This is a genomic window from Cohnella boryungensis (assembly GCF_042651945.1).
In the GTDB taxonomy this organism is placed as follows: domain Bacteria; phylum Bacillota; class Bacilli; order Paenibacillales; family Paenibacillaceae; genus Cohnella; species Cohnella boryungensis.
The window spans coordinates 38,525-64,340 of record NZ_JBHSED010000065.1; the positions used below are offsets into that span (position 1 = coordinate 38,525).

Below are 25,816 nucleotides of genomic sequence, written 5' to 3' on the forward strand. Positions count from 1 at the left end.
ATTCCCGCAACGAGAAACCGATAGGAAAGGTGGAGTCTGAATATGTCGATCGACATTCGCAAGGAAGCGGTCAAGCACGGGACCGTCGAGCAACGGATCGTCTACGAATCAGGCAACGAGATGGCCGCATACGCCGCACACCAGATTAACTATCACATCATGGGATATTTCCCGATTTCGCCCTCGACGGAGGTAGCGCAGTTTCTCGATCTGATGAAAGCGAACGGGCAGCATGATATCGTGCTCATTCCGGCTGACGGAGAGCACGGATCGGCCGGGGTATGCTACGGAGCGTCGGCAGCGGGAGGACGGGTCTTTAACGCCACCTCCGCCAACGGCTACCTGTACATGCTGGAGCAGATGCCCGTTCAGTCCGGGACGCGTTTTCCGATGGTATTGAACCTTGTGTGCCGCTCCGTATCGGGTCCGCTGGACATTCACGGGGATCACTCGGATCTTTATTACGCTTTGAATACAGGCTGGCCCATCGTGCTTTGCCGCGATCCGCAAGCCGTATACGATATGAACATTATCGCCCTGAAGCTGGCCGAAAACCCGGAGGTGCGATTGCCGGTCATCGTCGCGTCGGACGGCTATTTCACAAGCCATCAGAAGCGGAGGGTTATGACGTTCACCCACCGCGAAGACGTGCAGAGGTTCGTCGGCGAGAAGCCGCCGGAGGGGTTCCATCACATCCTTGACCGCAACAATCCAATTACTGTAGGACCGTATATGAACGAGCCTGACTATATCAACAACTGCTATCAGCAAAGCATGGCCATGTACCGCGCCGAGGCCGCGTTCGAACGCATCCAGGAGGAATACGCCGAACTGACCGGACGCGAGTATCCGGTTCTGGAATTGTATCGGATGGACGACGCCGATGTGGCCGTATTCCTGCTGAATTCCTCGGCGGAGATCATTAAGGACGTAGTCGACCAGCTTCGCTCGCAAGGCGTCAAGGCGGGAGCGATATCCCCGAACCTCATCCGACCTTTTCCGGCGAAGGCGATCGCCGAAGCCCTGCGGAACGTCAAGGCGGTGACTGTGGGCGACCGTGCGGACTCCTACGGCGGCCACGGCGGCAACATGGTGCTGGAAATCCGTGCCGCGCTGCAACAGCATGGCAATTCCTCGACGCTGGTCATCAGCCGGATTTACGGGCTCGGGGGCAAAGATTTCTACGCCGAGGACGGCTTGGCGCTGTTCGAATTCGCGATCGACGCCATGAACAAAGGCTATGTGGAGAAGCCGTTCGATTATCATGGCATTACGGCGGGAGACCCGGCCAAGGCGCCCAAGCGCGTGCTGGAGCCGATGAAATACGAGGAGCTGAAAACCGGGCTCATTACGGTGACGCCGGACGAAGCGACGGGCAAGATCAACGTGCGCATTCCGCCGCTGCGTTCCTTGACGAAGAAGCCGAAGCGGATCGCCCCGGGACACGGAGCATGTCCGGGATGCGGCATTTTCTCGGGGCTGGAGCTGTTTTTCAAGGGAATCGAAGGAGATATCGTGGCCTTATTCCATACAGGCTGCGCAATGGTGGTCACGACGGGATACCCTTATTCGGCGCACAAGGCCACCTATATCCACAATCTATTCCAGAACGGAGCAGCGACGCTGTCGGGAGCTGTAGAAATGTTTCACGAACGGAAGCGTCGGGGAGAACTGGATCAATACGGGCTCCAGGACGATTTCACCTTCGTCATGATTACGGGAGACGGCGGAATGGACATCGGCATGGGCCCTGCCATCGGTGCGGCGCTGCGCAATCATAAGATGATCATTCTGGAATACGATAACGAAGGCTACATGAATACGGGAGCGCAGCTGTCCTATTCGACACCGATGGGGCACAGGACCTCGACGTCCAATGTGGGCAAGTTCCAAGGCGGCAAGGTGTTCCACCACAAGGACACGGCCCAGATTATGGCCGCTACGAATATCCCGTACGTTTTTACCGGAAGCGAGGCCAGCCCTCAGGATCTTGTGCGCAAGGGCGCAAAAGCGCAATGGTACGCGCAGAACGTCGGGCTGGTCTACGGCAAGATTCTCATTACCTGTCCGCTCAACTGGCTGTCGGAGGACAAGGACGGCACGGACATTATCGATCATGCCGTGAACAGCTGTTTCTTCCCGCTATATGAAGTAGAGCGCGGAGTGACGACAATCACCTACAACCCCGAAGAGAAAGGGAAACGCGTCCCCGTGGCCGACTGGCTTAAGATGATGGGCAAGACGAAGCATCTAAACAAGCCCGAGTATGCGGAGACACTGAAGGATTTCGAGGTGGAAATCGAACGTCGCTGGAACCGGCTGAAGGCCAAGCACGAGAATCCTTATCTGTAGGCTGAAGGAGGCGGGAGGCTGTGCCATTCGTGCTCAGGCATTCGGCTACGGGAACGCTGCTTGCGTGCAGACAGACAAACGGATATGAGCTGGATTACTACGGAATCCTTCTATGGGAGGAGGCGCCGCCGCTTCAGGAAACGGCTAAGGCTCTCGCCAGATCCGGTGCGGAAGCGTCGGACATGGTCGGCGAACGGGGTGGATGGGCGATCGTGGAACTGTCCGAGCACGAAGCCAAAATGGCTAATGTCAAGCTGCGCAACGATCCGCGGCGCATCGTCTACTATCGGGACGGACAGCTTGGAGCGGCTTCGGCTCCGGATAGCTGAACGGCGAGGTGCAGAGCTTATCTGCACCTCGCTTTTTAATGCAGTCGGATCGAGATTAAATATTGTCTTCGCAGAGCTTCGTTCCCCTCAGATTCCTCAGCGTTTAGGGAGAAGAGCGCTTGGCTTGTCCTCTTCGAGATTCAGCCACTTCTTGAACAATCGATATGGGAAAAAGGTTCGTTTGTACAACGTGCTTGCGAAGACGACAATGAGCTCAAGCCGGGGAACGATGAACAAGTATTGTCCGCCGTAACCCATCGCAAAATAGACGGCCGGGCGATCGGACTCTTCGTCCTGCGGTAATACCCACCAATGATAACCGTAGGAGCCGATGTGATCGTAAGTGTGGTAGCGGGCGCTTGTGCTGGCAGCAATCCAGTATTCGGAGACGATTCTCCTTCCCTGCCAGAGGCCCCGATTCAGCATAAGCTGCCCCAGCTTGGCAAGATCGGGCGGCACCAGCTCCAGTCCGAACCCTCCGATGACGATGCCGTTGGCATCGGAGCTCCAGCGAAAGCGCTCAATGCCGATTGGCTCGAACAGGTAGCGACGGGCATACTCTGCAGAGGACAGACCGGTCGTTGTCTGCAAAATCGCGCTCAGCAGATGAGAGCTTCCGGAATCGTAGCACATCCGTTTTCCCGGCTTGTGCTTCATGGGACGGGAGAGGACGTAGCGAACCCAGTCCGGACTGTCGGTCATCGGAGTCGGCAGTCCGCCCCAAGCTCCCATCTCCGGCCAATCCCAGCCCGGCGTCATCGTCAGCAGATGCTCCAGCGTGACCTCGCGTTTGCCCGACAAGTCGAGCTTGGGGAAATAGGTTTCGATCGGATCGTGAAGGCCGGGGAGCTCCCCTCGCTCCAGCGCGATTCCGATCAACAGCGACAATACGCTTTTTGTAATCGAATTGAACCTGTGCAGCTTTTCCGAGGAAGAAGGGCCGCGCACATGGCGGAAAAGACTGCTGCCTTCATGCAGAATCTCGCAATAGTCGATTTTCGTTTGTCCGATATCCCTTGCGAGAAGAACGGGATCAAGGCTCTTAGGCTCCATGAGATTGCTCATAATGACTCCTGATTCGGCAAGAATGGAATGTTATATTTAAGGATGTTAACTATAGGCTTCCGGCAGCAGGGAGTCTGCTTTATTGCCTTGGACGGACAGCAGCTCGGTCACCTTCTGCAGACGAAGCACCTCGTTGGGCTTCAGCTCCCGTTGGAAGTACCCGTACAGATAGGCCGCCTCCAGAAAAGCCAGCGCCGGATAGCACACAACCTGCTGGTGCGAATACGGATTGTCCAGCACGATCTGCCATTCCCCGGCGCGCCTGTCGGCGGGAATCGCGGCGAGCACTTCATTCTTGCGGGCGAAGATCAGATCGAATTCATCCCATATCGCACTCCAGGACGGACTGAATCGCGCAGGGTCGGGGAAGAGCTGTCGGGCTCGGGCCAGCTTGCGGCGATACATCGGAACGGCGTCGTCCTCGTAGGTTTTCAATCCCTCGCGAAATCCATCCAGCCAGCCGTAGAAGGCAAAATATCCGCCGTCTTCGATCTCCGCGCTGCACGTTTGCTCCAGTTCCTCCGACTCGGCGAGCATATACTGATGATAAAGCGGATGAGACATCACGGCATCTCCTTATCAGCAATAATTTGGAAAACCACTTGAATTATTATACCCCACTCCGGCGGGCATTCAAAGAACGGCGACAGTCTCAGACGCTTGTGATATAATGAAAAACAATTCGCAAGCTGCGGGTAGCTTTATTGGGAGGGAACTGCAAAGATGAGTCGGCGTTTTGTCATCGAGGCCGTCATGATCGCCATATACGGTCAGCTGCTTCTGCCGAAGCGTCCTGTCGAGTACAGGATTCCGTATACGTCGGTTATGGAGCTTTATGATATGAAGGACAGCCCCGAGCCGGTCATGCCGGAGTCGGAGGACGATTCGTACGTCAAAAAGAAAATCGGAGAAATGATTACTTACTTCGAAGATTCGTTTAATAAAAAGAAGATCGAACGCGCATTGATGGCGCCATGGAGAGAAAGCCCGCCTCTGCCGATCAACGAGAATGTATCGCTTGTCATCGTAAATGCGGCGGAGAACATGCAGTACGGAGAAACGTTCGACCCGATCGAGACGGAAATCATTCTGCTCGCCCTGAAGGTGCAATGCCCGATTCTGACCGATCAGATCGAGTTTCAGGATAAGGTTGTGCAGAACGGCGTTCCCGTTCAACTATTCGACATCGACGACTTCGACTATGCCGTCGAGGAAGATGCGTTGCCTGCCGAAGAATACAAGGAATAAAGGAAAGCTGCCGGGGGAGCTCGGCAGCTTTTGCGTCAAGTCGGAGGGAGGCGGATGCCTTTGCTATATTCATTTGCCCGCTGGATGGCCAAGAAGCTGCGAAAGCAGCAGAAGCTGCAGCAATCGATTCGCTGGCACGAGCGGTGGGGCACGAAGCGAATGTCCCCCGCAGAGCGGGTAGATTATGCGGGAATGCTTCATGAATGCGGGCGGTCCGCGCAGGCGATCGAAGTGTTGACGAACCTGCTGGAGCAGACGGGAAATGCGCATGCTTATGAAAGACGAGCCCATATCTACAACGAGCTGGGGCAGGAAGAGGAAGCGATCGCCGATTTGAACGCGGCAATCGAGCTCGACTCCAGACCGTATCTATACTGGTATACGAGAGCGATCTCTCACAATAATCGCAGCGAATATGAGCAAGCGATCAGCGACTTCAAGGAAGTGCTCAAGCGCCGGGAGGATTCCAAGGCCTCGACCTATTACGAGCTGGGCAACGTCTATATGAAGGTTGGACAATTCGAGGAAGCGGAGGCTTGCTACCGAAGCGCCGCGTCGGAAAGCGCAAAGGCGATTCCGCATTATTATTTCCGTTTGTCGCAAGCGCTGGAACGGCTGCGGCGGCTTGACGAGGCGCTGGACGAATTGTCCACGGGCATTTCCTTGCAGCGGCAGTGGCGAGGCCAAGAAGCTCGAGGCGCGGCGAACTACAAGGAAAGAACGAAATATTCTCCAGCAGCGATCGCCACCTTCATTCAAACGGCGGAGGAGGAGTTCGACTTCCTTCTCTTCAAGTCCAAGCTCCACGAAGCTACGGGGGACATCGACGAAGCGTTGGTTGCGATCGAGTCGGCGCTGGAAGGCTATCCGAACGCCGCCGAGCTGCAGCTTCGCAAGGGCAATCTGCTAAGGCGGGTTCAGCGTCCGGAAGAGGCCGCAAGCGTGCTGACGCAGCTTATGGAGTCCAACCCGCTCTGGCTGCCGGCTTATATGGAGCTAAGCGCGCTTTACCGGTCGGAGGAGCGGCTGGAGGAGACGGTGCAGGTGCTGCAGGAAGCCAAGCTTCGCTTCCCGGAGCATCCGATCATCCGCTTCTGGTTGACGGATGCGTACCGGGATGCCGGGCGCAACGAGGAAGCTCTGAAGGAAAGCGAGCAATTGACAGGGCTTGAGCCCGACGATCCGCTCAATTGGAAGCAGCGGGCCGAAATCCTGATTGACGTCGATCGTTACGGAGAAGCCGACGACGCTTACTCCCAGGCTTTGCAGTTGGAGGAATCCGCCGACTTCTATATGCGGCGCAGCTATTCCCGCTTCATGGAAGACCGCTACGAGGAAGCCCTGATGGACATCCAGGAGGCGATCAAGCTGGATGAGGGCTTGTTGAAGCAGAGCAAGACGGCTTACGCGCTGGGCGAGCTGTACATGGGGATAGGCAACTGGAAGCTTGCAGACAGCGAATACTCCCGGGCTTTGGCGCTGGAGCCGGACAATCCGCAAATCTACGATCGACGGGCGCGCTGCCGGTTCGCGAATGAACGAATGGCGGAGGCGCTGGAGGATTGTAATCGAGGCCTGCAATTGACGGGAACCCATCCCCGATTGATCTGGCTGCGGGGACTGATCCACTATCGGCTGGACGATCTCGAAGGGGCCTTAACGGACTTGTTGAGCTATGTCGGGCTCGTGCCGGACGATTCTCAAGGATATTACAACCTCGGGCTTGTGTATAATCAACTGGACCGTCATGACGATGCCGTCGGCGCGTTCACGAAGGTGATTGCGTTAAATCCCTTTGACGCCCAAGCCTATTTGGAGAGAGCCTCGCTCTGGTATCATCATTTCTTCGATCGGACACGCGCCACGGATGACTTGGCCCAATGGCTGCTCTATACGGAAGCGGAGGGGCATGTTGGAGACCGCTTCGAGCTGCTGGACGAGGTGAGGGGCTTCGACGACGAGATGAGAGAACGGGCGAAGGAGCAGTACCTTAATTCCTATGGAAGTACGCGTTACCTGTCGTAGGCGGCAAGAATGCGCAAGACAAATCAGGACGTACAGTCGAAGGAGTGGCTTATGAAATATAGAACGCTTGGGAAAACGGGATTAAAGGTATCCGTCGTCGGGGTCGGCACATGGCAATTCGGCGGCGAATGGGGCAGAGCATATGCTCAGCAGGAAGCGGATGCCATTCTGAACCGCGCGCAGGAGCTGGGCATCAACCTGATCGATACGGCGGAATGCTATGGCGATCACCTGTCCGAGGAATTGATCGGCAAGGCGATACAAGGGCGGCGGAACGATTGGATCGTGGCCACCAAGTTCGGCCATCACTTTCATCGCAACTTCGATCGCACCGACGTCTACGATCCCCAGGATGTCGTCCGCCAGCTAGAGCTTTCGCTCAAGGCGCTGAAGACGGATTACGTGGATTTGTATCAATTTCACTCGGGACCCGATGCGGCCTTCGACAACGACGAGCTCTGGGAGATATTGAATCGTCAAGTGCAGGCGGGGAAAATCCGTCATTTGGGCATTTCTATCGGCTCCAACGAGAACCTGCATCAGACTTCCCGCGCCTCGGCCGTCAATGCGAAGACGATCCAGGTCGTCTACAATCGGCTGGACCGCAAGCCGGAGCGGGAGGTTTTTCCGTCCTGCGCGGAGCAGAACCTGGGGGTACTGGCGCGGGTGCCGCTGGCCAGCGGCATGCTGAGCGGGAAGTATAAGCCCGGATCGGCCTTCGCTGCGGACGATGTGCGGTCGAGAAGAGACGCCGCGCAGCTGGAGCGCCAGATGGAGGAAGCGGAAGCCATTCGCAGGGACGAGGTGCCGGCCGGCACGGATATGGCGGCGTGGGCTCTGGCTTGGTGCTTGAACAATCCTGTCGTGACCTGCGTCATTCCCGGCTGCAAGGACCCCGAGCAGGTTGCCGCCAATGCGGCTGCGGTTGAGCTGGTGAAGGCGGGACACCCGCAGGACGACTGATCTGATCCGCACGCAACAGGAAGCCTCTCCGACGATGAAGCCGGAGAGGCTTCGCTATAGGCTAACGATTCAGCAAAGGAGCTTACTCACCTATGGATAAGATCGTTCCCGTATATGTTCTGACCGGATTTCTCGGCAGCGGCAAGACGACGCTGCTTAATCGGGTATTGGAGGAGGCCGCGTCCGGGCATCGCAAAATCGCCCTGCTGATGAACGAGGTCGGGGATGCCAACGTCGAGGGAGGTCTGCTGGAGCAGGATGTCCCCATGGCGGAAATGCTTGGCGGGTGCATCTGCTGCACCATCCGCGCCGATCTGGGCATGGAGCTGTCCAAGCTGGCCCGCGAGCATCGGCCCGATGCGATCTGGATTGAAACGACGGGCATCGCCCGACCTCTTGAAATTTTGGATTCCGTCACGGAAGCCTCCATGTACGAGAGACTTGAGCTCAAGGGAGTTATCGCCGTAGCCGATGCCCGCCATCTGCTGGATCGAATCAGAGTGGGCGCAGGCAAGACTTACAAGCTCATGAGAGAGCAGATCTCGGCGGCGGATCTTGTCGTCTTAAACAAGACCGATCTGGTCGGAGCTACGGAGCTGGATGAACTGCAGAGCCTGCTTGAGGTATGGAGTCCTAACGCCGTTAAGGTTTCCACGGTAAGAACACAGGTCGATCTGGAGGAAATTTATCGGTTAAATCATGTCAGTGCGTCGGACCTATCGCGGTCTGACTCCAGAACCTGTTCTTCTGACTGCGAGTTGGATCATGCTCACGAGCATCAGCACGAGCATCAGGAGCATCATGGAAAGGGGGCCTCCCACGATCATGTTCATGCGTTAACCTATTATCTGCCCGGACCGGTGGACAGCCACGCTTTCGAAGCGCTCGTAAGCCGATTGCCGGAGGACGTATACAGAGCGAAGGGCATCGTGACATTCCGGGATACGGCAAGCCGGTTCTTGTTTCAATACGCATACCGGGAAAGCGACTACTTGCGCATTACGCCTCAGAAGACCGTCTATGATGTCGTCGTGTTCATCGGGGAAGGCTTTTCCAAGCAGGCATTGCTCCGGGAATTGGAGCAATTAACCGAAGTCTAGTCGATTAGGCTTATGAGCCGCTTCCCCGCACGATCAATTCGTCCAGGTGCAGGGAGACAAGTCTGACCATGTCCTGCGGGTTCGATTTGTCTGGAGAAGTCAAGGCGTGAAGAACGAGGCCGTCCACAAGGGCATGGAGCCTGCGCGTCTCGGCCTCCTGATCGAGATCCTTCCGCGTCAGATTCTCCCGAACGAGCAATCCGATCATCTTGCGGAACCCGACATAGAGCTCTTCGTGCGTCTGCTGGCTAATCTGACGTATGGCGGGATCGGTCAGCGCTTTGCCCGCATAGGCGAACCAGATCTCGGCTTCGGCGGTGCGCACGTCGTCCAGAGGCAGCAGCTCCGCGATAATCGTCTCGATATGGTTACGAGGACTCCCGGCGTAGCTGAGGTTGGCGATGCGCTCGTGCACGCGCGAGGAGAGAAGCGTCATGGCGTATACGATCAGCTCGGACTGCGTTTCGAAATCATGCCGGAGCGAGCCGACGGAAAGCCCGGCCTCCTCTGCGACATTGCGAACCGATACGCTCTCCAACCCCTGACTGCGAATGATCCGCCAAGCGGCCTCCGCAATCTGATCTTTGCGTTGTTGGTGATCGATGATTTTAGGCATGCTTTCATTATATCACGATTGATTTCTAGTACAACTGTGCTATAATAGCTTTAGTTTTTTAATACAGCTGTGCTTATTCGGGAGTGGAGCGATGATTACCGCATTAATTATCGGCTGCGAGATCGGTTTCTGGGTCTTCGTGGCAGCGGGATTGGCTATGAGGTATGTCGCGCGCAAGAAGCGGCTAGGGGCTATATTGCTGCTTTGCACACCTGTTGTTGACCTCATCCTCCTTGCAGCCACGGCGATGGATCTGCAGAGCGGAGCGAACGCGACTATCATGCATGGAATCGCTGCGGTGTACATTGGAGCCTCCGTCGCGTTCGGGCACCGGATGATCCGCTGGGCCGACGTGCGATTCGCCCATTGGTTCGCGAACGGACCCGCTCCAGAGAAGCTGTACGGCAAGCAGCATGCCCGACACGAGAGGCAGGGATGGCTGCTTCATCTGATCGGCTGGGGTATCGGCTGTGCGATCCTGTACGGAATGATCAAATGGATTGGAGACGACAGCGATACGGAGAAGCTGGAACAGGTCATCCGCACCTGGTCGCTCGTTCTCGGAATTGATTTTCTGATCAGCTTCAGCTATACGCTATTTCCAAGAAAAGCGAAGAGCGCGTCCTTCTAGGATGTCGCTCTTCGCTTTTTGGCGGATTGGAAAGTTGTGGAGGACTGCAAAATAGGTTGCCGGGCCGTATCGGAGCAGGGTATGCTGGGCTAATGGGGTTCCGCCGTTCAGCCGAGCGGGCAGGGAACAAAGGACGAAAGGGAGAAGCGAGGATATGGAATTTATACGTGTGGAGAACGACGAGCAATTGAAGCAGGCTTTCGAGATCCGGTTTGAGGTGTTCGTCAAAGAGCAAGGCGTGCCCGAGCATATCGAAATCGATGAGTACGATGCCTCTCCAACGTCCTGCCGGCATTTCCTCATTCGATCGGAGGGACTACCGATTGCGACAGGAAGAATAACGGATTACGGGGAGGGCGTGGCGAAGATGCAGCGTATTGCCGTGCTCAAGCCTTATCGGGGCACGGGCATCGGTCAATTGCTGATGGAAAGGATGGAAGAGGATGCGCGGAAAGCAGGCTATCGTTACGCATTGCTGGACGCTCAGTGTGCTGCCGAGACTTTCTATCAGAAGCAAGGCTACATGACGGAGTCTAAGGAGCCGTTCCTTGATGCCGGCATTTTGCATGTACGCATGCGCAAAAGCCTGTAGACGGCTGCAGGGCGACGAGGCTGCAAATCAAGGACGCAGGACAAGGAAACGGAATTTGAAACAATCTTGTGAATTCAAGCAACCTTTGTACGTTTATGACGTACATAACTATGATTAAAGCGCGACGAAACGCTTATGACTAGAAATTCAGAAGGAGCACGTTATGAAAAGAAGATTTATGCTTTTACTGCTTTCCGCACTCATGATGCTCACGATTCAGCTTCCTGCACACGCGGCAGAAGGCGGCCAGGAAACTCTTATTCTCACGCAAGACTCCAAAGAAATGCTCCACAATGGCAACTCCGTCCTGGCTTCGCAGCCGCTTACAGCAGTAAAGGGAGTTACTTATGTTGCGGCGAAATCGTTTATGAACGAAATCTATGGCACCGTTGTGTATGATTCCAAGAACAAGCAATACACGCTGAAAAGCGGAGATAATGTCCTGCGCATGCAGGCCGGAAAGTCCTCTTATTCTCTTAACGGCTCCACCAAGAATATGACGGGGGCCCCCTACGTGCTGAAGGGCTCGTTAATGATTCCCGTCCGCCTGGCCGCTCAGAGCTTCGGTATAACGATGAAGGCTCAAGCAAAAGGAAAAACGGTTGAATTGACCTGGTCTACGGCGCCAGTTGCGAAATTCACGGTGTCGGACATAAATCCTTATGCTCAGCAGACGGTGGTCAAATATACCGATCAGGCATACCATCCGAGCGGACTGGCCATCGTCGAGGAACGCTGGGAGAACAAATATGACATCTTCGAACAGCCGGGAACTTACTTCGTAAGCCGCTGGGTCAAGGATGCGAACGGCACTTGGAGCGAGCCTTATACGGTCGTTATCACCGTTAAAGCGCCGAATCAGCCGCCTGTCGCTTCCTTCGCTACAGACAAGGATACGTACAGAATGGGCGAGTTGATCACTTATACAGATCAGAGTACCGACGACGAGGACCGCATTGAGAGCCGCGTCTGGAAGAACAACGCCCGCGGATTTTTCGAGCCCGGCCAGCAGACCGTAACGCTTACCGTCACCGACGCTCACGGAGAGGTGAGCGAGATTTCCAAGACGATAACCATCACGGACGAAACGTTGTATACGCAGGAGGAATTCAATCTGCTGTATACGGACATCGGAGAGAAATTCGAGATTAGCGGTCCGTCCGTTCTGCAATACCCGATGATGAACTATTTCATCAACGACCGCGCCCAGACGCTGATTCGGGCCAATAGCCCCGAGACGATGCTGGAAGAAGGCATCTACTATGAAGATAACGTATCGGGCAACGTCCGGTTTCTACTGCACAATCTGAACGGACGCTCCAATCCGGTCAAAATCTATGTCATCGTCACGAACTCCAATCCCGAGCCGGTTACCGTACGGATGGGGGCGAAGGGTATTGGCGGGCCGAATGCATTCGTATCCACAGTAGGACGCGCGGTCACCGGCAGATTCCTGGAGTCGCTGCTCGCTCCCAAATACTCCTATTTGCAGGTGCCTTCGGGAGAAAGCCGGTTGCTCTTCCCTGAGTACAGCGAGAAAGCCGTTAAACCCGGAGAAGTGTATTCCATGTTCGCGGACGTACAGCTAAGCGGCAATCTGGACTTCAAGGTGGTCGTAGCCGATTCGAACAGAGAAGTCATGAGCTACTTGCCATATGCGCCATTATTGCCAAGCAACGACCGTCATATTCGCGGAACGTTCGAGAACGCCAATCGGATCATGTACGTGAATCAGACGATCGGGGACGTGAAGAGCCGCATGGTTCTTGCCGACAATATCGTCGATACAAGACTGTCGGGCATTGACAAGACAACGGGCATTCCGGTGTTGAATGCGGGCAACTACGGCGTTGTGTACACGATTCAACTGGGCAAGGTTCAGCCGCATACCGCCATTGTCGTCAATCCGAGAGGAGGACACTACGCGGGGGCCTTCACGGTTAACGGAAGAGTCGTGTATACGACCAACAACAGCATTCTGCGCAATCCGAACGAAGTAGGGATGCTGTATAAGACAGGGGACAGCGAGGAACAGGTTACGATTACGTTTACCCCGGCCAACGGCAGCATGCTGCCGATCAATCTGTTATTTATGCCGATGCCGACCCACTAGATGATAAGAAAAGAAGCCGTTTGGCGCTCACAGCAGCGTCTGAACGGCTTTTTTCTGTCCTAATAGAAGTTTATGCGCCAAAATATTGACACTGATAATCATTATCACTTAGACTAAGGGGAGTTGGCGAAAGGAGCTGCACATCCTACGATGCACACATCGGCAAATCCTGGAGGGCTTTCCTTCCATTTTTCTTCAGTCAAGCGATTATCGGAATCTGAATTGGTAGCCGCCCCGCTCGGCAAAGGCATCGTTTACAAAAGAGAGCGCTCGGAAGAGTGGATCGAGATGAGCGAGGGTCTGTCGGAGCAAACGCATATCAACCGGCTTCAGGTGTACGATGAACAACTATACGCATGCTCTAACAAGGGACTCTATCTGATCATGGATGGACAGTGGAAAGCGGCCGATCTGTCGATCGGCTGCTATCAATATAAGGAGTATGGAGCGGTCGGTCTGGCGGCGACGGTGTGCGGTCTGTGGTACACGGAGGGCTCGGAATGGCGGCTGATGATGCGCTCGGACGTTACCGTATATGATTTTTTGTATTTGCCTCAATATGTAGTGTTGGCGACGAATGAAGGCGTATCGATTCTGGATCGAATGACGACAAGCTGGATGAACTTCAAGCTCGATACGTCCATTACAAGCCTGGCCGTGCATCGCGGCACCATTATCGGAGCTACGGAGCACGGCGAACTGTTGTGCGGCAATCGCAAAGGCGGTTTTGATCGATATCGCATAGCCAACAATTTTATTTTCTCCATCGCGTCGAGAGGACGGGAAGTGTTCGCCTGCACGGACAGAGGTTTGTATCGGGTGAGCATGATCGGCAACCGCATTTCCTTGATCGCACTGAAGGTCGGCTGTCAGGTGACCGATGTGGACGTTGACGATAGGCACTATTATATGGCAACTCTATTCGAAGGAATCCAATGTATGGCTCGCTGACGTATTCGAAGCGTTCGTGTCGACGGCGGGAAAGGATACGCTAAAGCTGCAGCCTTCCCCGGGAAGGCTGTTTGCCGTTATCGAGCCTCCGAGAAGCTCGACCAGCGAATGGGTAATTGCCAGACCGAGACCTGCGCCGCCTTGCTTGCGGTTACGGGAGGAATCGACCCGATAGAAGCGCTCGAATATTCTCGGAAGGTGCTCCGGGGAAATTCCCGGTCCGTTGTCCTGAACCGTCAATTCGATGCCGCCGGCCATTGGAAGTACGGAGAGGCGAATGACGCCCCCCAGCGAATCCGTATGCTGAACCGCATTTTGATATAGATTCAACACGATCTGGCGGAACTTGTGAGGATCCAGTTCGACGGTTGTCCCGGCGCGAAGATCGAGCACGATTGTTCGATCGCCGGCCAGCACTCGCAATTGAGGCTCCATCTCCTGAACGAGAGCTGCCGGATCGCTCGGCACGCGAAGAGCCTCCGGGGAGCTGTCGGCTTTCGCAAGCTGCAGCAGGTCCTGCACCAGCTTGTTGATTCGCGTCGACTCCCCGTGCATGCTTTGTAGCGCCTTCTCCAGCTGATGAGAATCCGTTGCCGCTCCGCGCAGCAGCACTTCAAGAAAGCCGTGGATCGACGTAAGCGGAGTCCGCAGCTCGTGCGAAGCGTCCGATACGAAGCGGCGCATGCGTTCCTTGCTTTGCTGCTCCTCTCGAAACGAGGCTTCCAGCCGTTCCAGCATCAGGTTGAAGGAATTGGAGAGTCGATCGATTTCCAACGGCCCCACTGGAGTCGGGAGACGTTCATTGAGCTTACCGGAATCAATTCGCTCGACAGCTGCTACCATTCGATAAAGCGGAGTCAACGTTCTGCGAATGGCGGGCAGGAACAGCAGCAACGCCGCGAACAGCGCGGCGCAGGCCAGCGCAAGATAGAGGAGCAGCTGCCGGTAAAGCTCCGACTTGAGCGGCTTGGCGCTCATGCTGACTTGTACAACTCCGCTCTTGCCGCGCGGGGAGTAGACGGCTTGGAGGACGACAAGCTGCTCTCCGTTGCCGCCCTTGACCACACGCAGCAGAGGCTTGTCGCGCCGCGAGCGCTGATCGGCTTCCTTGTAGACTTCCGAACTCAGGCGGGGCACAGTATTTTCCGAATCGGAGCCGTTCGTGGTCAGCACGGTAAAAGCGCCTTCGTTGTCAATGAAAGCGACGGAAGAGGACGGGAAGAAAATAAATGCGTTGGCCGGCCCGCGGCGCTGTTCCGAATGGAATCTCTCCCACATGTCTCCAGGCACGGATTGAATCTGCCGCTGAATGCTCGTTGCCCGATTCTGGTATATGAATCTCTCCATGAAGACGTATTGAAACAAGCCGATAACGAGAAGCAACCCCGCGAGAATGATCAGCAAGCGGGAAAGCAATTGATATCTCAGGGAACGGGGGAACAGGAAATAGCGGGCCTTGGCCAGCTTCGATAGTCCCCCGTTCATCGGATGTCCACCCGATAGCCTACGCCTCGCATCGTTCTGATAATCCGGCGCTCGCGATCGTTAAGCTTGTCGCGAAGAGAGCGGATGTACACCTCGACGATGTTCTCCTCCCCGCCGAAATCGTATCCCCATACCTGATCGAGAATAGCGCTTTTGCTGAGCACCTGCCGATGGTTCAGAACGAGGTGCTTCAGCAGCTCGAATTCCGTCGGAGACAGATCGAGAATGCGATCCTCATAGCTAAGCTCCTTGTTGCCCGCATCAATCGAGAAGGGGCCAATCGACACTTTCTCCATGAGCTGGGGAAATTGATTGCGAATTCTTGCATGTATGCGCGCCAGCAACTCGCCGAAGCTGAACGGCTTGGACATATAGTCGTCTGCGCCAAGCGTCAGCCCTCTGACCCGATCCTCGACCTCTTCCTTGGCCGTTAGCATAATGACGGCGACAGGGCGCGCGTCCTTCATCGCCCGGCATACTTCAAAGCCGTCCATTCCCGGCATCATGATGTCGAGAATGACGACATGCGGAAGAAAGCTCTCGGCGATGTGCAAGGCTTCCGGTCCGTCTGTTGCCGAAGCTACCTGAAATCCCTCGTTAAGCAGCCCGAGCTCCAGAAATTGAATAATATTCGGTTCGTCATCGACGAGCAGGATTTTGATTCCTTTGCCCAATTGAGCCATTGGCCACCCTCCAGAAATGTGTACATGATCTTCAATTATGCGTGATCTATCTTAACGATGGCTGAGAAAAAACTGAAAGAAAGCTGAAAACGCGTTCAGTTTTTTTTCAGCCTGCGCTCATCCTGATCTAAGGTTCGCTTTCCATAATAAGCAATGAGAAGAGATAAAGCGAAGGTGAACAGGTCGGATGAAGAAAAGGATACTATGGTCGGTAGTCGCGGCAATCGCAATCGCTGCGGGCGTATGGGCAGGACTTCGTTACTGGAATATGAAGGACGTGGAGACAGCGCCCGCTCTGCCGACGACGAAGGTGCGCAAGGGAACGATCGAGGTCAAGGTCAGCGGAACGGGAACGATCCAGCCTTCCGCCCGCGAGACGATCAAGGCCGGCAGCTCGGGGACGGCATTCAAGGTCCATGTCAAGGAAGGGGATATTGTCCGCAAGGGAGATGTTCTGGTTACCTACGAGGAAGAAGACAACGCCAGTCAGGTGAGAAGCAAGGAGATCGATCTGAAGAAAAAAAAGCTGGAGCTTGCGGATTTGCAAACCAAGTTCAAGCAGGCGGGTGACGATGAAGCCCGGGAAGCGATCGCGTTAAGCATCCAGAAGCAGCAGTTGGACATCGAAAGCGCGCAGGCGGATATCGCCGACTTGAAAGCGGACAAGGGAGTCGACCCCATCGTCTCGCCGATCGGAGGCACAGTAACCTCCTTCAAGGTGAACGCGGGCGATGTCTTGAATCCGAATTCGGAGATCGGGGAGATCGTGAATTACGCACAGTTGCAGATGGTTGTCGGCATCGACGAATTGGACATCCCGAAGGTTCGTCTCGATCAATCGGCGGAAATACTCGTGGAGGCGCTCCCGGACGAGAAGTTCACCGGCAAGGTCGTCTCCATTGCAGACGAGGGCAGCTCCAGCAACGGCGTAGCCTCGTTTGACGTCACCGTCGCTTTGACGGAGATCGACAACCTGATGGTGGGCATGTCGGCGGAAGCGAGCATCCTTACTGCCCAGAAAGCCGATGCGCTGTATGTTCCTGTGGAAGCGGTACAGTCTTCGCAAGGCAAGTATTTCGTGCTCACGCCGGTCGGTGCGGCAGCCGGAACACCGGGCTCAGCAGAGGGGAATTCGGCAGGGCCGGGTCGGGAGGCTCCGCAGCAGGAGCCAAATCAGGGGCAAGGGCAGTCTTCCCAGGGAGACCAAGGCGGAGGGAGCGTTCCGGGGCAAATGCCTCAAGGGCGGAATGACAACGCTGAGCGGTTTCAGTCGATGAGCGAAGAGGAAAGAGCGGCGATGCGCGAGCGGTTTATGGCTAATCGCGGATCGGGAGGCACGGCGAGCGCGACCGTCGGGGCGACGTCTACGATGCGTGTCGAGGTGGAGATCGGCATCAATAACGAGGATAGCATCGAAATCGTGTCCGGCCTTCAAGAAGGAGACGTTGTCGTTCTACCGGCGGTGACGGGAAGCTCAAGCTCCAGCCAAAGCATGCAAGGCGGTTTTCCGGGCATAGGCGGAGGCGGCTTCGTGGGCGGAGCAGGCGGCGGCATGCCGGGAGGCGGCTTCGGGGGGAATGGCGGACGGCAATCTTCCGGCGGCGGAGCAGGGGCGGGCGGTGCGCGCTGATGGCCACGAAACCGATGACGGAACCGCTTATCCGAATCCATAGCTTGAGCAAGATCTATCGCATGGGAGGGGAAACGCTGCACGCGCTAGACAAGGTGTCGCTTACGGTCGAGCAGGGGGATTTTCTGGCGATCGTCGGGCCGTCCGGGTCCGGCAAGTCGACGCTGATGAACGTGATCGGCTGCCTAGATACGCCGAGCTCCGGCGAATACTGGCTGGATGGCGAAGAGGTGAGCCGACTGCGCGAAAACAAGCTGGCGGAAATTCGCAACCGCAAGATCGGCTTTATTTTCCAAGGCTTCAACCTGTTATCCCGGCTGACCGCAATCGAGAACGTGGAGCTGCCGCTGATCTACAGGGGCATTCCGGCGAAGCGGCGAAGGCAGCAGGCCATCGAAGCGCTGGGCAAGGTCGGATTGGAGGAAAGAATTCATCATCGTCCCGTCGAGCTGTCCGGCGGTCAGCAGCAGCGGGTCGCGATTGCGAGGGCGTTGGCGGGCAATCCGCCGATTCTGCTGGCGGATGAGCCCACAGGAGCGTTGGATACGAAGACTGGCGTCGAAGTGATGGGCTTCATTCGCGAGCTGAACGCCCTGGGTCATACGATTGTGCTGATCACGCATGATCTGGCCGTATCCCGGCAAGCGAAAAGGATCGTGCGGATTAAGGACGGCATGCTGGAGGAAGAGGGAGGAGAACCGGGATGAGCTTCCTGCAGGCATTCAAAATGGCGATGAAGAGCATTCTGTCCAACAAGCTCCGTTCGCTTCTGACGATGCTCGGTATCATTATCGGGGTAACGGCGGTCATTGCGCTTGTCGCTCTCGGGCAAGGCGCGACGAAATCGGTCACCGAGCAGGTTCAGAGCCTGGGCACCAACCTGCTGACGGTGAGCATTCTGGGTCGCGGCTCCACGAACACCTTAAAAGCGGAGGAAGCGGCGGCCATCGTCGATCAGGTCGAGGGCATTGAATACCTTGCGCCTGTCAACACCCAAAGCTCGACCGTCAAGTTCGGCACCGCAAGCGAAAGCGTCGGCGTTGTCGGCACGAACGCGGACTATGCGCCGGTCCGGGATTATGAAGTAGCCTCTGGACGATTTATTGCCCAGATCGATCTGGATATGTACCAGAAGGTCGCGGTAGTCGGCTCGGCAACCGCAACGAGCCTATTCGGCTTCTCAGATCCGGTCGGGGAATACGTGCTGATCCAAGGAACCCGTTACAAGGTCGTCGGAGTGCTGGCCGAGAAGGGGAGCTCCACGACGGGCTCGAATGACGAAGTGGTCATTATCCCGGAGACCTCCTTCGAACGATTGTTCAAAACAAAGGGCGTAAGAACGATCTATGTTCAGGCTCAATCGACGGACTTGATCGATTCGGTGGCAGCGGGCCTGGAAACGACCTTAGGCGGACACTTCAGAGGCAGCACGGACAGCTACCGCGTCTTTAACCAAAGCGATGCCTTGTCCGCACTGTCCTCGGTATCCGACACGCTAACGCTCGCGCTTGCCGGCATTGCCGGAATCTCGCTGCTGGTCGGCGGGATCGGGATTATGAATATTATGCTTGTTTCCGTGACGGAGAGAACGCGGGAAATCGGCATCCGCAAAGCGATCGGCGCCAAGAAAAGGGACATTCTGATCCAGTTTCTAATCGAATCGATGGCGCTGAGCGGATTGGGCGGACTGCTGGGCATTGCCATCGGGGTTGGCGCGGCCAAGGGAGCTTCCACCGCGTTCGACATGGAGATTGTTTTCTCGGCGAACGTGATCGTCATCGCATTCGTATTTTCCGTGGCGATCGGCGTCGTGTTCGGGATGTTCCCGGCTAACAAAGCGGCCAAGCTTAAGCCGATCGAAGCGCTGCGGTTCGAATAATGCCGCCGGTGACGGCAGGGAAGGAGAGGAAGCGGATGGCGGCGTTTCCCGGCTATGAGGAACTGATGGCGCCTCATCTGGACGAGCTCAGAAAATACTGCTATTACTTGACACGGTCCAAGTGGGATGCCGAGGACTTGCTGCAGGAAACGCTGCTGAAGTCGCTGCTCTTCTTCCTTCACGAGGGGATGGCTTGTCCGGACTTAAAGCCGTTCATGGTCCGCGTAGCAAGAAATCTCTGGATTGACGATTGCCGCAAAAAGCAAAGAAGAAGCAAGGCGATTGAGCGCTGGCAGAAGGAAGCCAAATGGGAGGATTGCGACTATGCGGAGGTTCTGGGGAGCGATCGAATGGCTGGCCGAGCGGTTTCCTGGACGGAACATCAACGCATGGCTTCTCTTTCATTACTTCGGGTATTCGATGCAGGATATAGCCGAGCAAACGAACTGTACCGTATCCGCCGTCAAATCTCTGCTTCACCGAACGAGGGAAATGCTGCGCAACCGGAGTGCGCTGTCTCGCCGCAACAAGCATATCCGCTACGATGTGGAACGATGGTCCCGCGCCGTCATGCACGATTGTCCGAAGCGGCTGATATCCGACAGATGATGTCGGGAACCGATAGCCGGTGAATTCCGTATTAAGAAGAGGAATTCGCATACGGGAGGATCATCGGATATGGCAGCTAACATCCTGATCGTCGACGACGACCCGGATATCGTGGAACTCATTCGGTTTTATTTGCAAAGGGAAGGTCTGTCCGTCATTGCCGCAAGCAACGGGATTGAGGCCTTGGAAGCGGCTGGGGACGGCAAGTCCGATCTTGCGATCGTCGATGTGATGATGCCGCGGATGGACGGATGGGAGCTGTGCCAGAGCTTCAAGGAAGACTACCCGGACATGCCCGTGCTTATGGTGACGGCCAAGGGAGAAACAAACAACAAGCTGAAGGGCTTTCATCTGGGCGCGGACGACTATTTGGTGAAGCCGTTCGACCCGCTGGAGCTGGTTGCCCGCGTGAAATCGCTGCTGAGACGCTATCGCATCCAGTCTCTAATGAAGGTTCAGGTCGGCAACGCGATGCTCGACAAGCATCGCTACGAGGCGGTCGTCGATGCTTCGCCCATTCAGCTGCCGCTGCGGGAATTCGATCTCTTGTTCAAGCTGGCGAGCTTTCCCGGTCAAATCTTTACGAGGAACGACCTGATCGAGCAAGTGTGGGGAACGGATTTCGAAGGGGACGATCGCACGGTAGACGTACATATCAAAAGAATCCGGGATCGGTTCGCAGAGGTGGATTGCGGATTCTCGATCGAAACGAAGCGCGGGCTTGGCTATAAGCTTGAGGTGCTGGAATGATCAAATCTCTTTATGTGCGGGTCGTTCTGTCCTATATGCTCGCGGTCATCATCGGCTTGATCAGCACCTACTACCTGACGATATTCTTGCTGTCGTCCATCGGGGACAAGATAGCGGACAGGCTGCAGAACGAATTGCTCCAAGACGTCACGACGATCCAGACGTTGTTCAACGACAACGGGATTGTCAAGGCAAAGGAAGAAATGAAGGAGCGGAGTCTGCTGGACGATTACGACATTCGCCTGTACGACGCTTCCGGCAAGCTGACGGGAGAAGGCGACGAGCAGCCCTCCGACATCTACATCATTACGGATCAGGTTGTCCGCTCCGTATTGAACGGGGAAACGTACCGCGGCCTGGAGGTGTCCCCGACGGAGCTTGTCGTCGGGATTCCCTATGAGGAATCGGGCGAGCGGTATGCGCTGTTCATTCAAATCTCGCAGGACAAGGTGACAGCCTTTACCTCGCGTTTGATTATTGTCGCGCTCGCGATCAACCTTCTGGTCGGCGGTCTGATCATTCTGGTCGCTGCGAGGTATATCGTGAAGCCGCTGCTCGGAATGAAAGCAGCCGCGGTCAGGATGGCTAAGGGAGAATTCGATATCGAGCTGAAATGGGCGAAGCGCAAGGACGAGCTGGGACGGCTGGCTCAGAGCATCAACGATATGGCGAGCCAGCTTGGACAATTGGAGACGATGCGGCAAAACTTCGTGTCGAATGTCTCTCACGAAATTCAATCTCCGCTGACCTCCATCTCCGGCTTCTCCAAGGCTCTTCAGCAGAACGGGCTATCGGAGGAGGAGCGGATCCGCTATCTGTCCATCATTCAGAACGAAAGCGAACGATTGTCCCGTCTGAGCGACAATCTGCTTAAGCTGGCCTCGCTGGACAGTCAGCACCACCCGTTCGTTCCGCAGGTTTTCGATCTGGATGAGCAGCTTCGCAAGGCCGTCGTCGCCAGCGAGCCCCAATGGTCGGCCAAATCCTTGGAATGGAGCCTAGTGCTGCCCAAGACGAAAATCAGCGCAGACGAGGATCAGCTTAATCAGGTATGGGTCAATCTGATCGGCAACGCGATCAAGTTTACACCGGAGAACGGCCGGCTCGGAATTCGAATCGAGAAGCATACCGATCTTATTGAAGTCATTCTGTCGGACACGGGGGTCGGAATCCCGATCGAGGAACGGAACAAGGTGTTCGAGAGATTCTACAAGGTAGATCCCTCGCATAACAAAATGAAAGCCGGCAGCGGTCTCGGGCTCGCCATTGTCCAAAAAATCGTGATGCGCCATCGAGGCTCGATTCTCTTGAAGGGCAACTCGGATGGCGGAACCACTGTTGTGGTTACGCTGCCGCATCGGAATAGCTGATTCGGCCGTCCGAGGCATCGGAGGCCGAATCGAGGCGCTTCGCAGACACTGCGCGGCAGTCGGCGTCCCTCTCGGGCATCGCGATAGCGGCCGTCTTTCTTTTGCACCCGAAAGGGTGTTTTTTTATGCAGATACTGAAGCTGACGGATAACTTCTCCTGAGAGGGGCGGCTCGCCAAGATGGACGAACCGCGACTTGCCCGTCATGTCATAGTTTGTTCATATTGGCGAAGTAAAGTAGGATCAGGCCAGGAAGCTTTCCCAAGGCTGCGACATAGAAGCAATTCGATATCACGGGAGGTAAACCTGTTGAAAGGACTTATCAGCTTTTCTATGAACAAGGTGGCGGCGATGCTGATCCTGATCGCAATCGTGTTCGGGGCGGGCAGCTTCGCGGGCAGCTCGCTCAAGGTGGAGAATATGCCGGACGTTTCGTTCCCCGTCCTGATCATTTCGACGGCATATCAGGCATCGCCTCAGGATGTCATGAACCTCGTCACCAAACCGATTGAAGACAAGATCGCCAACGTCGAGGACCTGAACATGCTGAGCTCGACCTCAAGCGACGGCTCGTCGATGATCATCGCGCAATTCAAGGATCGCGTGAACATCGACAAGAAGAAGCAGGAGCTTGAAAGCTTGATTCAAGACGTGAGCGTGCCCCGCGAGGCTACGCGACCGAAAGTATCGACCTTTGGCTACGCTTCGATCCCCGCCTATTATTTGGCGGTATACGCGGACGAATCCATGAGCCAGACGGAGCTTGACCAGCTTTACGAGAAGGAATTTAAGCCGGGCTTCGAATCGATACCGGGCATCGATCATATCGATACGATCGGAGCGCGCACGACATCGCTCGATATCCGGCTCAACGCGAGCTCTCTCGCTACATACGGTATGAGCCCCGTTCAGGTGACCGCCGCCATACAGTCGGCAATGGCGAACGGCTCCGTCGGCGTCGTCAAGTTCGAAGGCAATGCCCAGATTGCCCGGGTGAAGGGCGAATTGAGCAGCCTGTACGAGCTGGAGCATCTGGAAATCGCGGCTCCCGGCGGACAGACGCTGCTGCTGAAGGATCTGGCCGAGATCGTGGCCGTTAACGATTCCAATTTCATCGCAAGAATGGACGGCATGCCCGCCATCGGCATTCATCTGTACAAATCGAGCGGGATGAACGCCGTAGAGTTCTCGAATGCGACCAAGGCGCTTATCGAACGTTGGGAGGCCGACATTCCCGGTATCACGTTCAACAACGTGTACGACAGCGCAGACGAGGTTAGGGAATCGATCAGCGGCTTGCTGCGCGAGGGCATGTTCGGCATCGTGCTGGCCTCTCTGATGATTTTGCTGTTCCTGAAGAACATCAGGATGACGCTGATCGTCATCGTCTCGATTCCGCTGTCCATCCTGATCACGCTGATTTTCATGAATTCGATGAACATCACGCTGAACATCATGTCTCTGGGCGGCATGTTTATCGCGGTCGGGCGTGTCGTGGACGACAGTATCGTCGTCATTGAAAGCATTTATGCCAATCTGCAGAAAGCGCAGAAGAGGAACGAGTCCGTTATTCTGATGGCCGTCAGGCAAGTGGCGATGGCGATTACCTCGTCCACCCTCGTTACGGTAGGCGTATTCCTGCCTATTGCGTTCGTCACTGGCGTCATCGGCGGATTTTTCCGGCCGTTTGCAGTGACGGTCGCGTGCGCCTTGCTTGCTTCCTTGCTCGTCTCGCTGACCGTCATACCGATGATGGCGAAGCTGATGGTGCTAAAGGATAAGAAGGGCGGGCATAGCGAGGAGCACCAGGAAGGCAAAACAATCAAATTGTACGAGAAAATTCTCGTATGGAGCCTGAACAACCGCTTCAAGACGCTGCTGTTCTCCGGGCTGCTCCTGATTATGACGGTCGTCGTCACGGTGCCGAGCTTGCCGAAGACGTTCATGCCTGACGGAGAGCCTGATCCGCAGATGAACTTTACGATCAAGCTGCCCTACGAGACCTCCTTCGATACGACGGATCTTCAGGCCAAGCAGATTGAATCGCTGATGAGGGAAGCAAAGGACGAATCGGGCGAACCGCTCTTTACGTTCGTGGAGGCGTTGGTCGGCTACAATTCGAGCGAGGATCGGTATCCGTACATCGTTGAGATTATAACCGAAGCGAATGCGAATGCCGATTCCGTGGCAGTGAAGGAAAAGTACACGAATCTGATTGCCGCCCAATTGCCGCAAGGCTCCGAAGTGTTCCCGGGCTCGCTCGCGGGCGGAGGCGGATATTCCTCGACGGACTTTACTTATGTGATCTACGGCGAGGACCAGACGACGCTGGAGCAAGCGGCGGCTGCGATCAAGAACAGGCTGAAGGATTTCCCGGAAATGCAGGAAGTGAAGGACAATCTGGGAGATGCGAAAAAAGAGCTGCAAATTACGGTTAATCCCGCCAAAGCCCGGCAGTTCGGACTGGATGTTGCGAGAGTCCAGGAGCTGACGGCGATGTGGATCGCCAAGCAGGAGCTGGGCAATATCCGCTTGGACAATACCGTATACAAGACCGCGATCGAGTTATCGCCGGAAGATAAAGGATCGCTCGTCCAATTGGGCCGGATGCCGATGCAAGCCGCGGACGGCTCCATCGTCTACCTGAACGAGGTGGCCAAGCTGGAGGAAGTGGATGCGCCGACTGCGCTTCAACGGGATTCCCAGAAGCTGATGGTGCAAATAACGGCGAAGATCAACTCGGCGGACAAGGCGACGATCAGCGCCCAGGTGACAGCCGAGCTGGAGAAGCTGGACATGCCTGCGGGCGTCACGACGACGACGCGCGGCGTTTCGGCGGAGATGGACGAAAGCTTCGGCCAGCTGTTCGCGGCAATGGGCGCGGCGATCGCCATCGTGTACTTGATCATGGTGCTGTGCTTCGGCAATGCGGGTACCCCGTTCGCGATTCTGTTCTCGCTGCCGCTCGCGATTATCGGAGGGCTGCTCGGCTTGTGGATTGCGCGGGATTCGATTAACGTGACGTCGTTGATCGGCTTCATGATGCTGATCGGTATCGTCGTGACGAATGCGATTGTCCTGCTCGACCGCACGCAGCAATTGCGCAAGGAAGGCTATCTGGTTCGCCATGCGCTGATCGAATCGGGCAAAGTGCGGTTAAGGCCGATCATCATGACGGCCGGGGCGACCATTGCGGCGATGATTCCGCTCGCACTGGGCTTCTCGCACGGGACGCTAATCTCCAAAGGCTTGGCCGTGGTGGTCATCGGCGGCCTGATCACGTCCACGCTGTTAACGCTTGTCGTCGTGCCGATCGCCTATGAAATGGTGGAATCGTTCAAGTCCAGAATGGGGCGTCTGTTCGGTATTCGCAAGCCTGTCGCGGATAAGCCGGAAATCGGGATATAAAATCGCACAAAAGGAGCA

At 55.9% G+C, this 25,816-nt stretch carries 22 protein-coding genes; 17 read left to right on the forward strand and 5 right to left on the reverse strand.

Annotation, left to right across the window (positions count from 1 at the left end; all coding sequences use genetic code 11):
- Positions 1–42 precede the first annotated feature (42 nt).
- Both ACFO1S_RS23895 and ACFO1S_RS23900 read left to right on the forward strand, forming a co-directional pair.
- Entirely contained in the window at positions 43–2,352 is a 2,310-nt protein-coding gene (locus ACFO1S_RS23895; RefSeq protein WP_204602536.1) for a thiamine pyrophosphate-dependent enzyme, read from the forward strand.
- Positions 2,353–2,372: 20 nt separating this feature from the next.
- Positions 2,373–2,681, forward strand: coding sequence for a hypothetical protein (locus ACFO1S_RS23900; RefSeq protein WP_204602535.1), 309 nt, complete (start codon positions 2,373–2,375; stop codon positions 2,679–2,681).
- 96 nt (positions 2,682–2,777) lie between these two features.
- Here ACFO1S_RS23900 and ACFO1S_RS23905 read toward each other — a convergent pair whose 3' ends face one another.
- Both ACFO1S_RS23905 and ACFO1S_RS23910 read right to left on the reverse strand, forming a co-directional pair.
- The gene (locus tag ACFO1S_RS23905) at positions 2,778–3,746 is read right to left on the reverse strand and encodes a serine hydrolase domain-containing protein (RefSeq protein WP_204602534.1); all 969 of its coding nucleotides are present in this window, start codon (positions 3,744–3,746) and stop codon (positions 2,778–2,780) included.
- Positions 3,747–3,791: 45 nt separating this feature from the next.
- Entirely contained in the window at positions 3,792–4,310 is a 519-nt protein-coding gene (locus ACFO1S_RS23910) for a hypothetical protein (RefSeq protein WP_204602533.1), read from the reverse strand.
- A gap of 159 nt (positions 4,311–4,469) precedes the next feature.
- On the opposite strand from ACFO1S_RS23910, the gene ACFO1S_RS23915 reads away from it, so the two are divergent.
- The 4 genes from ACFO1S_RS23915 (at position 4,470) to ACFO1S_RS23930 (ending at position 9,082) form a co-directional block, all read left to right on the forward strand.
- Positions 4,470–4,994, forward strand: a complete 525-nt coding sequence (locus ACFO1S_RS23915) for an ADP-heptose synthase (RefSeq protein WP_204602532.1) — start codon at positions 4,470–4,472, stop codon at positions 4,992–4,994.
- Positions 4,995–5,054: 60 nt separating this feature from the next.
- Positions 5,055–7,019: a tetratricopeptide repeat protein gene (locus tag ACFO1S_RS23920; RefSeq protein ID WP_204602531.1), complete on the forward strand. Its 1,965-nt coding sequence runs from the start codon at positions 5,055–5,057 to the stop codon at positions 7,017–7,019.
- 51 nt (positions 7,020–7,070) lie between these two features.
- Positions 7,071–7,982, forward strand: a complete 912-nt coding sequence (locus ACFO1S_RS23925; RefSeq protein ID WP_204602530.1) for an aldo/keto reductase — start codon at positions 7,071–7,073, stop codon at positions 7,980–7,982.
- A 92-nt stretch (positions 7,983–8,074) separates the two neighbouring features.
- Entirely contained in the window at positions 8,075–9,082 is a 1,008-nt protein-coding gene (locus ACFO1S_RS23930; RefSeq protein ID WP_204602529.1) for a CobW family GTP-binding protein, read from the forward strand.
- A 10-nt stretch (positions 9,083–9,092) separates the two neighbouring features.
- Here ACFO1S_RS23930 and ACFO1S_RS23935 read toward each other — a convergent pair whose 3' ends face one another.
- The gene (locus ACFO1S_RS23935) at positions 9,093–9,698 is read right to left on the reverse strand and encodes a TetR/AcrR family transcriptional regulator (protein WP_204602528.1); all 606 of its coding nucleotides are present in this window, start codon (positions 9,696–9,698) and stop codon (positions 9,093–9,095) included.
- A gap of 91 nt (positions 9,699–9,789) precedes the next feature.
- On the opposite strand from ACFO1S_RS23935, the gene ACFO1S_RS23940 reads away from it, so the two are divergent.
- The 4 genes from ACFO1S_RS23940 (at position 9,790) to ACFO1S_RS23955 (ending at position 13,985) form a co-directional block, all read left to right on the forward strand.
- Positions 9,790–10,329: a hypothetical protein gene (locus tag ACFO1S_RS23940; protein WP_204602527.1), complete on the forward strand. Its 540-nt coding sequence runs from the start codon at positions 9,790–9,792 to the stop codon at positions 10,327–10,329.
- Positions 10,330–10,483: 154 nt separating this feature from the next.
- The gene (locus tag ACFO1S_RS23945; protein ID WP_204602526.1) at positions 10,484–10,921 is read left to right on the forward strand and encodes a GNAT family N-acetyltransferase; all 438 of its coding nucleotides are present in this window, start codon (positions 10,484–10,486) and stop codon (positions 10,919–10,921) included.
- A 163-nt stretch (positions 10,922–11,084) separates the two neighbouring features.
- Positions 11,085–13,034, forward strand: a complete 1,950-nt coding sequence (locus ACFO1S_RS23950) for a stalk domain-containing protein (protein ID WP_204602525.1) — start codon at positions 11,085–11,087, stop codon at positions 13,032–13,034.
- Between the two features lie 150 nt (positions 13,035–13,184).
- On the forward strand, positions 13,185–13,985 hold the full coding sequence (locus ACFO1S_RS23955; protein ID WP_204602524.1) for a hypothetical protein: 801 nt from the start codon (positions 13,185–13,187) through the stop codon (positions 13,983–13,985).
- Here ACFO1S_RS23955 and ACFO1S_RS23960 read toward each other — a convergent pair.
- Both ACFO1S_RS23960 and ACFO1S_RS23965 read right to left on the reverse strand, forming a co-directional pair.
- Complete coding sequence (locus ACFO1S_RS23960) at positions 13,953–15,470, reverse strand: sensor histidine kinase (protein WP_204602523.1); 1,518 nt, start codon at positions 15,468–15,470, stop codon at positions 13,953–13,955. The two genes, ACFO1S_RS23955 and ACFO1S_RS23960, sit on opposite strands and share 33 nt — an antisense overlap.
- Positions 15,467–16,153, reverse strand: a complete 687-nt coding sequence (locus ACFO1S_RS23965) for a response regulator transcription factor (protein ID WP_204602522.1) — start codon at positions 16,151–16,153, stop codon at positions 15,467–15,469. The genes ACFO1S_RS23960 and ACFO1S_RS23965 overlap by 4 nt, the downstream gene beginning before the upstream one ends.
- 187 nt (positions 16,154–16,340) lie before the next feature.
- Here ACFO1S_RS23965 and ACFO1S_RS23970 point away from each other — a divergent pair, with 187 nt between their 5' ends.
- The 7 genes from ACFO1S_RS23970 (at position 16,341) to ACFO1S_RS24005 (ending at position 25,798) form a co-directional block, all read left to right on the forward strand.
- The gene (locus ACFO1S_RS23970; RefSeq protein WP_204602521.1) at positions 16,341–17,783 is read left to right on the forward strand and encodes an efflux RND transporter periplasmic adaptor subunit; all 1,443 of its coding nucleotides are present in this window, start codon (positions 16,341–16,343) and stop codon (positions 17,781–17,783) included.
- Positions 17,783–18,490 carry an ABC transporter ATP-binding protein gene (locus ACFO1S_RS23975; protein ID WP_204602520.1) on the forward strand — a complete coding sequence of 236 codons (708 nt, stop codon included), beginning with the start codon at positions 17,783–17,785 and terminating at the stop codon, positions 18,488–18,490. Before ACFO1S_RS23970 ends, ACFO1S_RS23975 begins: the two co-directional genes overlap by 1 nt.
- Positions 18,487–19,662, forward strand: coding sequence for an ABC transporter permease (locus ACFO1S_RS23980; protein WP_204602519.1), 1,176 nt, complete (start codon positions 18,487–18,489; stop codon positions 19,660–19,662). Before ACFO1S_RS23975 ends, ACFO1S_RS23980 begins: the two co-directional genes overlap by 4 nt.
- 35 nt (positions 19,663–19,697) lie before the next feature.
- The gene (locus tag ACFO1S_RS28740; protein ID WP_465251305.1) at positions 19,698–20,294 is read left to right on the forward strand and encodes an RNA polymerase sigma factor; all 597 of its coding nucleotides are present in this window, start codon (positions 19,698–19,700) and stop codon (positions 20,292–20,294) included.
- Positions 20,295–20,340: 46 nt separating this feature from the next.
- Entirely contained in the window at positions 20,341–21,021 is a 681-nt protein-coding gene (locus ACFO1S_RS23995) for a response regulator transcription factor (protein WP_204602517.1), read from the forward strand.
- Positions 21,018–22,391: a sensor histidine kinase gene (locus ACFO1S_RS24000; protein WP_204602516.1), complete on the forward strand. Its 1,374-nt coding sequence runs from the start codon at positions 21,018–21,020 to the stop codon at positions 22,389–22,391. Before ACFO1S_RS23995 ends, ACFO1S_RS24000 begins: the two co-directional genes overlap by 4 nt.
- Positions 22,392–22,699: 308 nt before the next feature.
- On the forward strand, positions 22,700–25,798 hold the full coding sequence (locus tag ACFO1S_RS24005) for an efflux RND transporter permease subunit (protein WP_204602515.1): 3,099 nt from the start codon (positions 22,700–22,702) through the stop codon (positions 25,796–25,798).
- Positions 25,799–25,816: the final 18 nt, after the last annotated feature.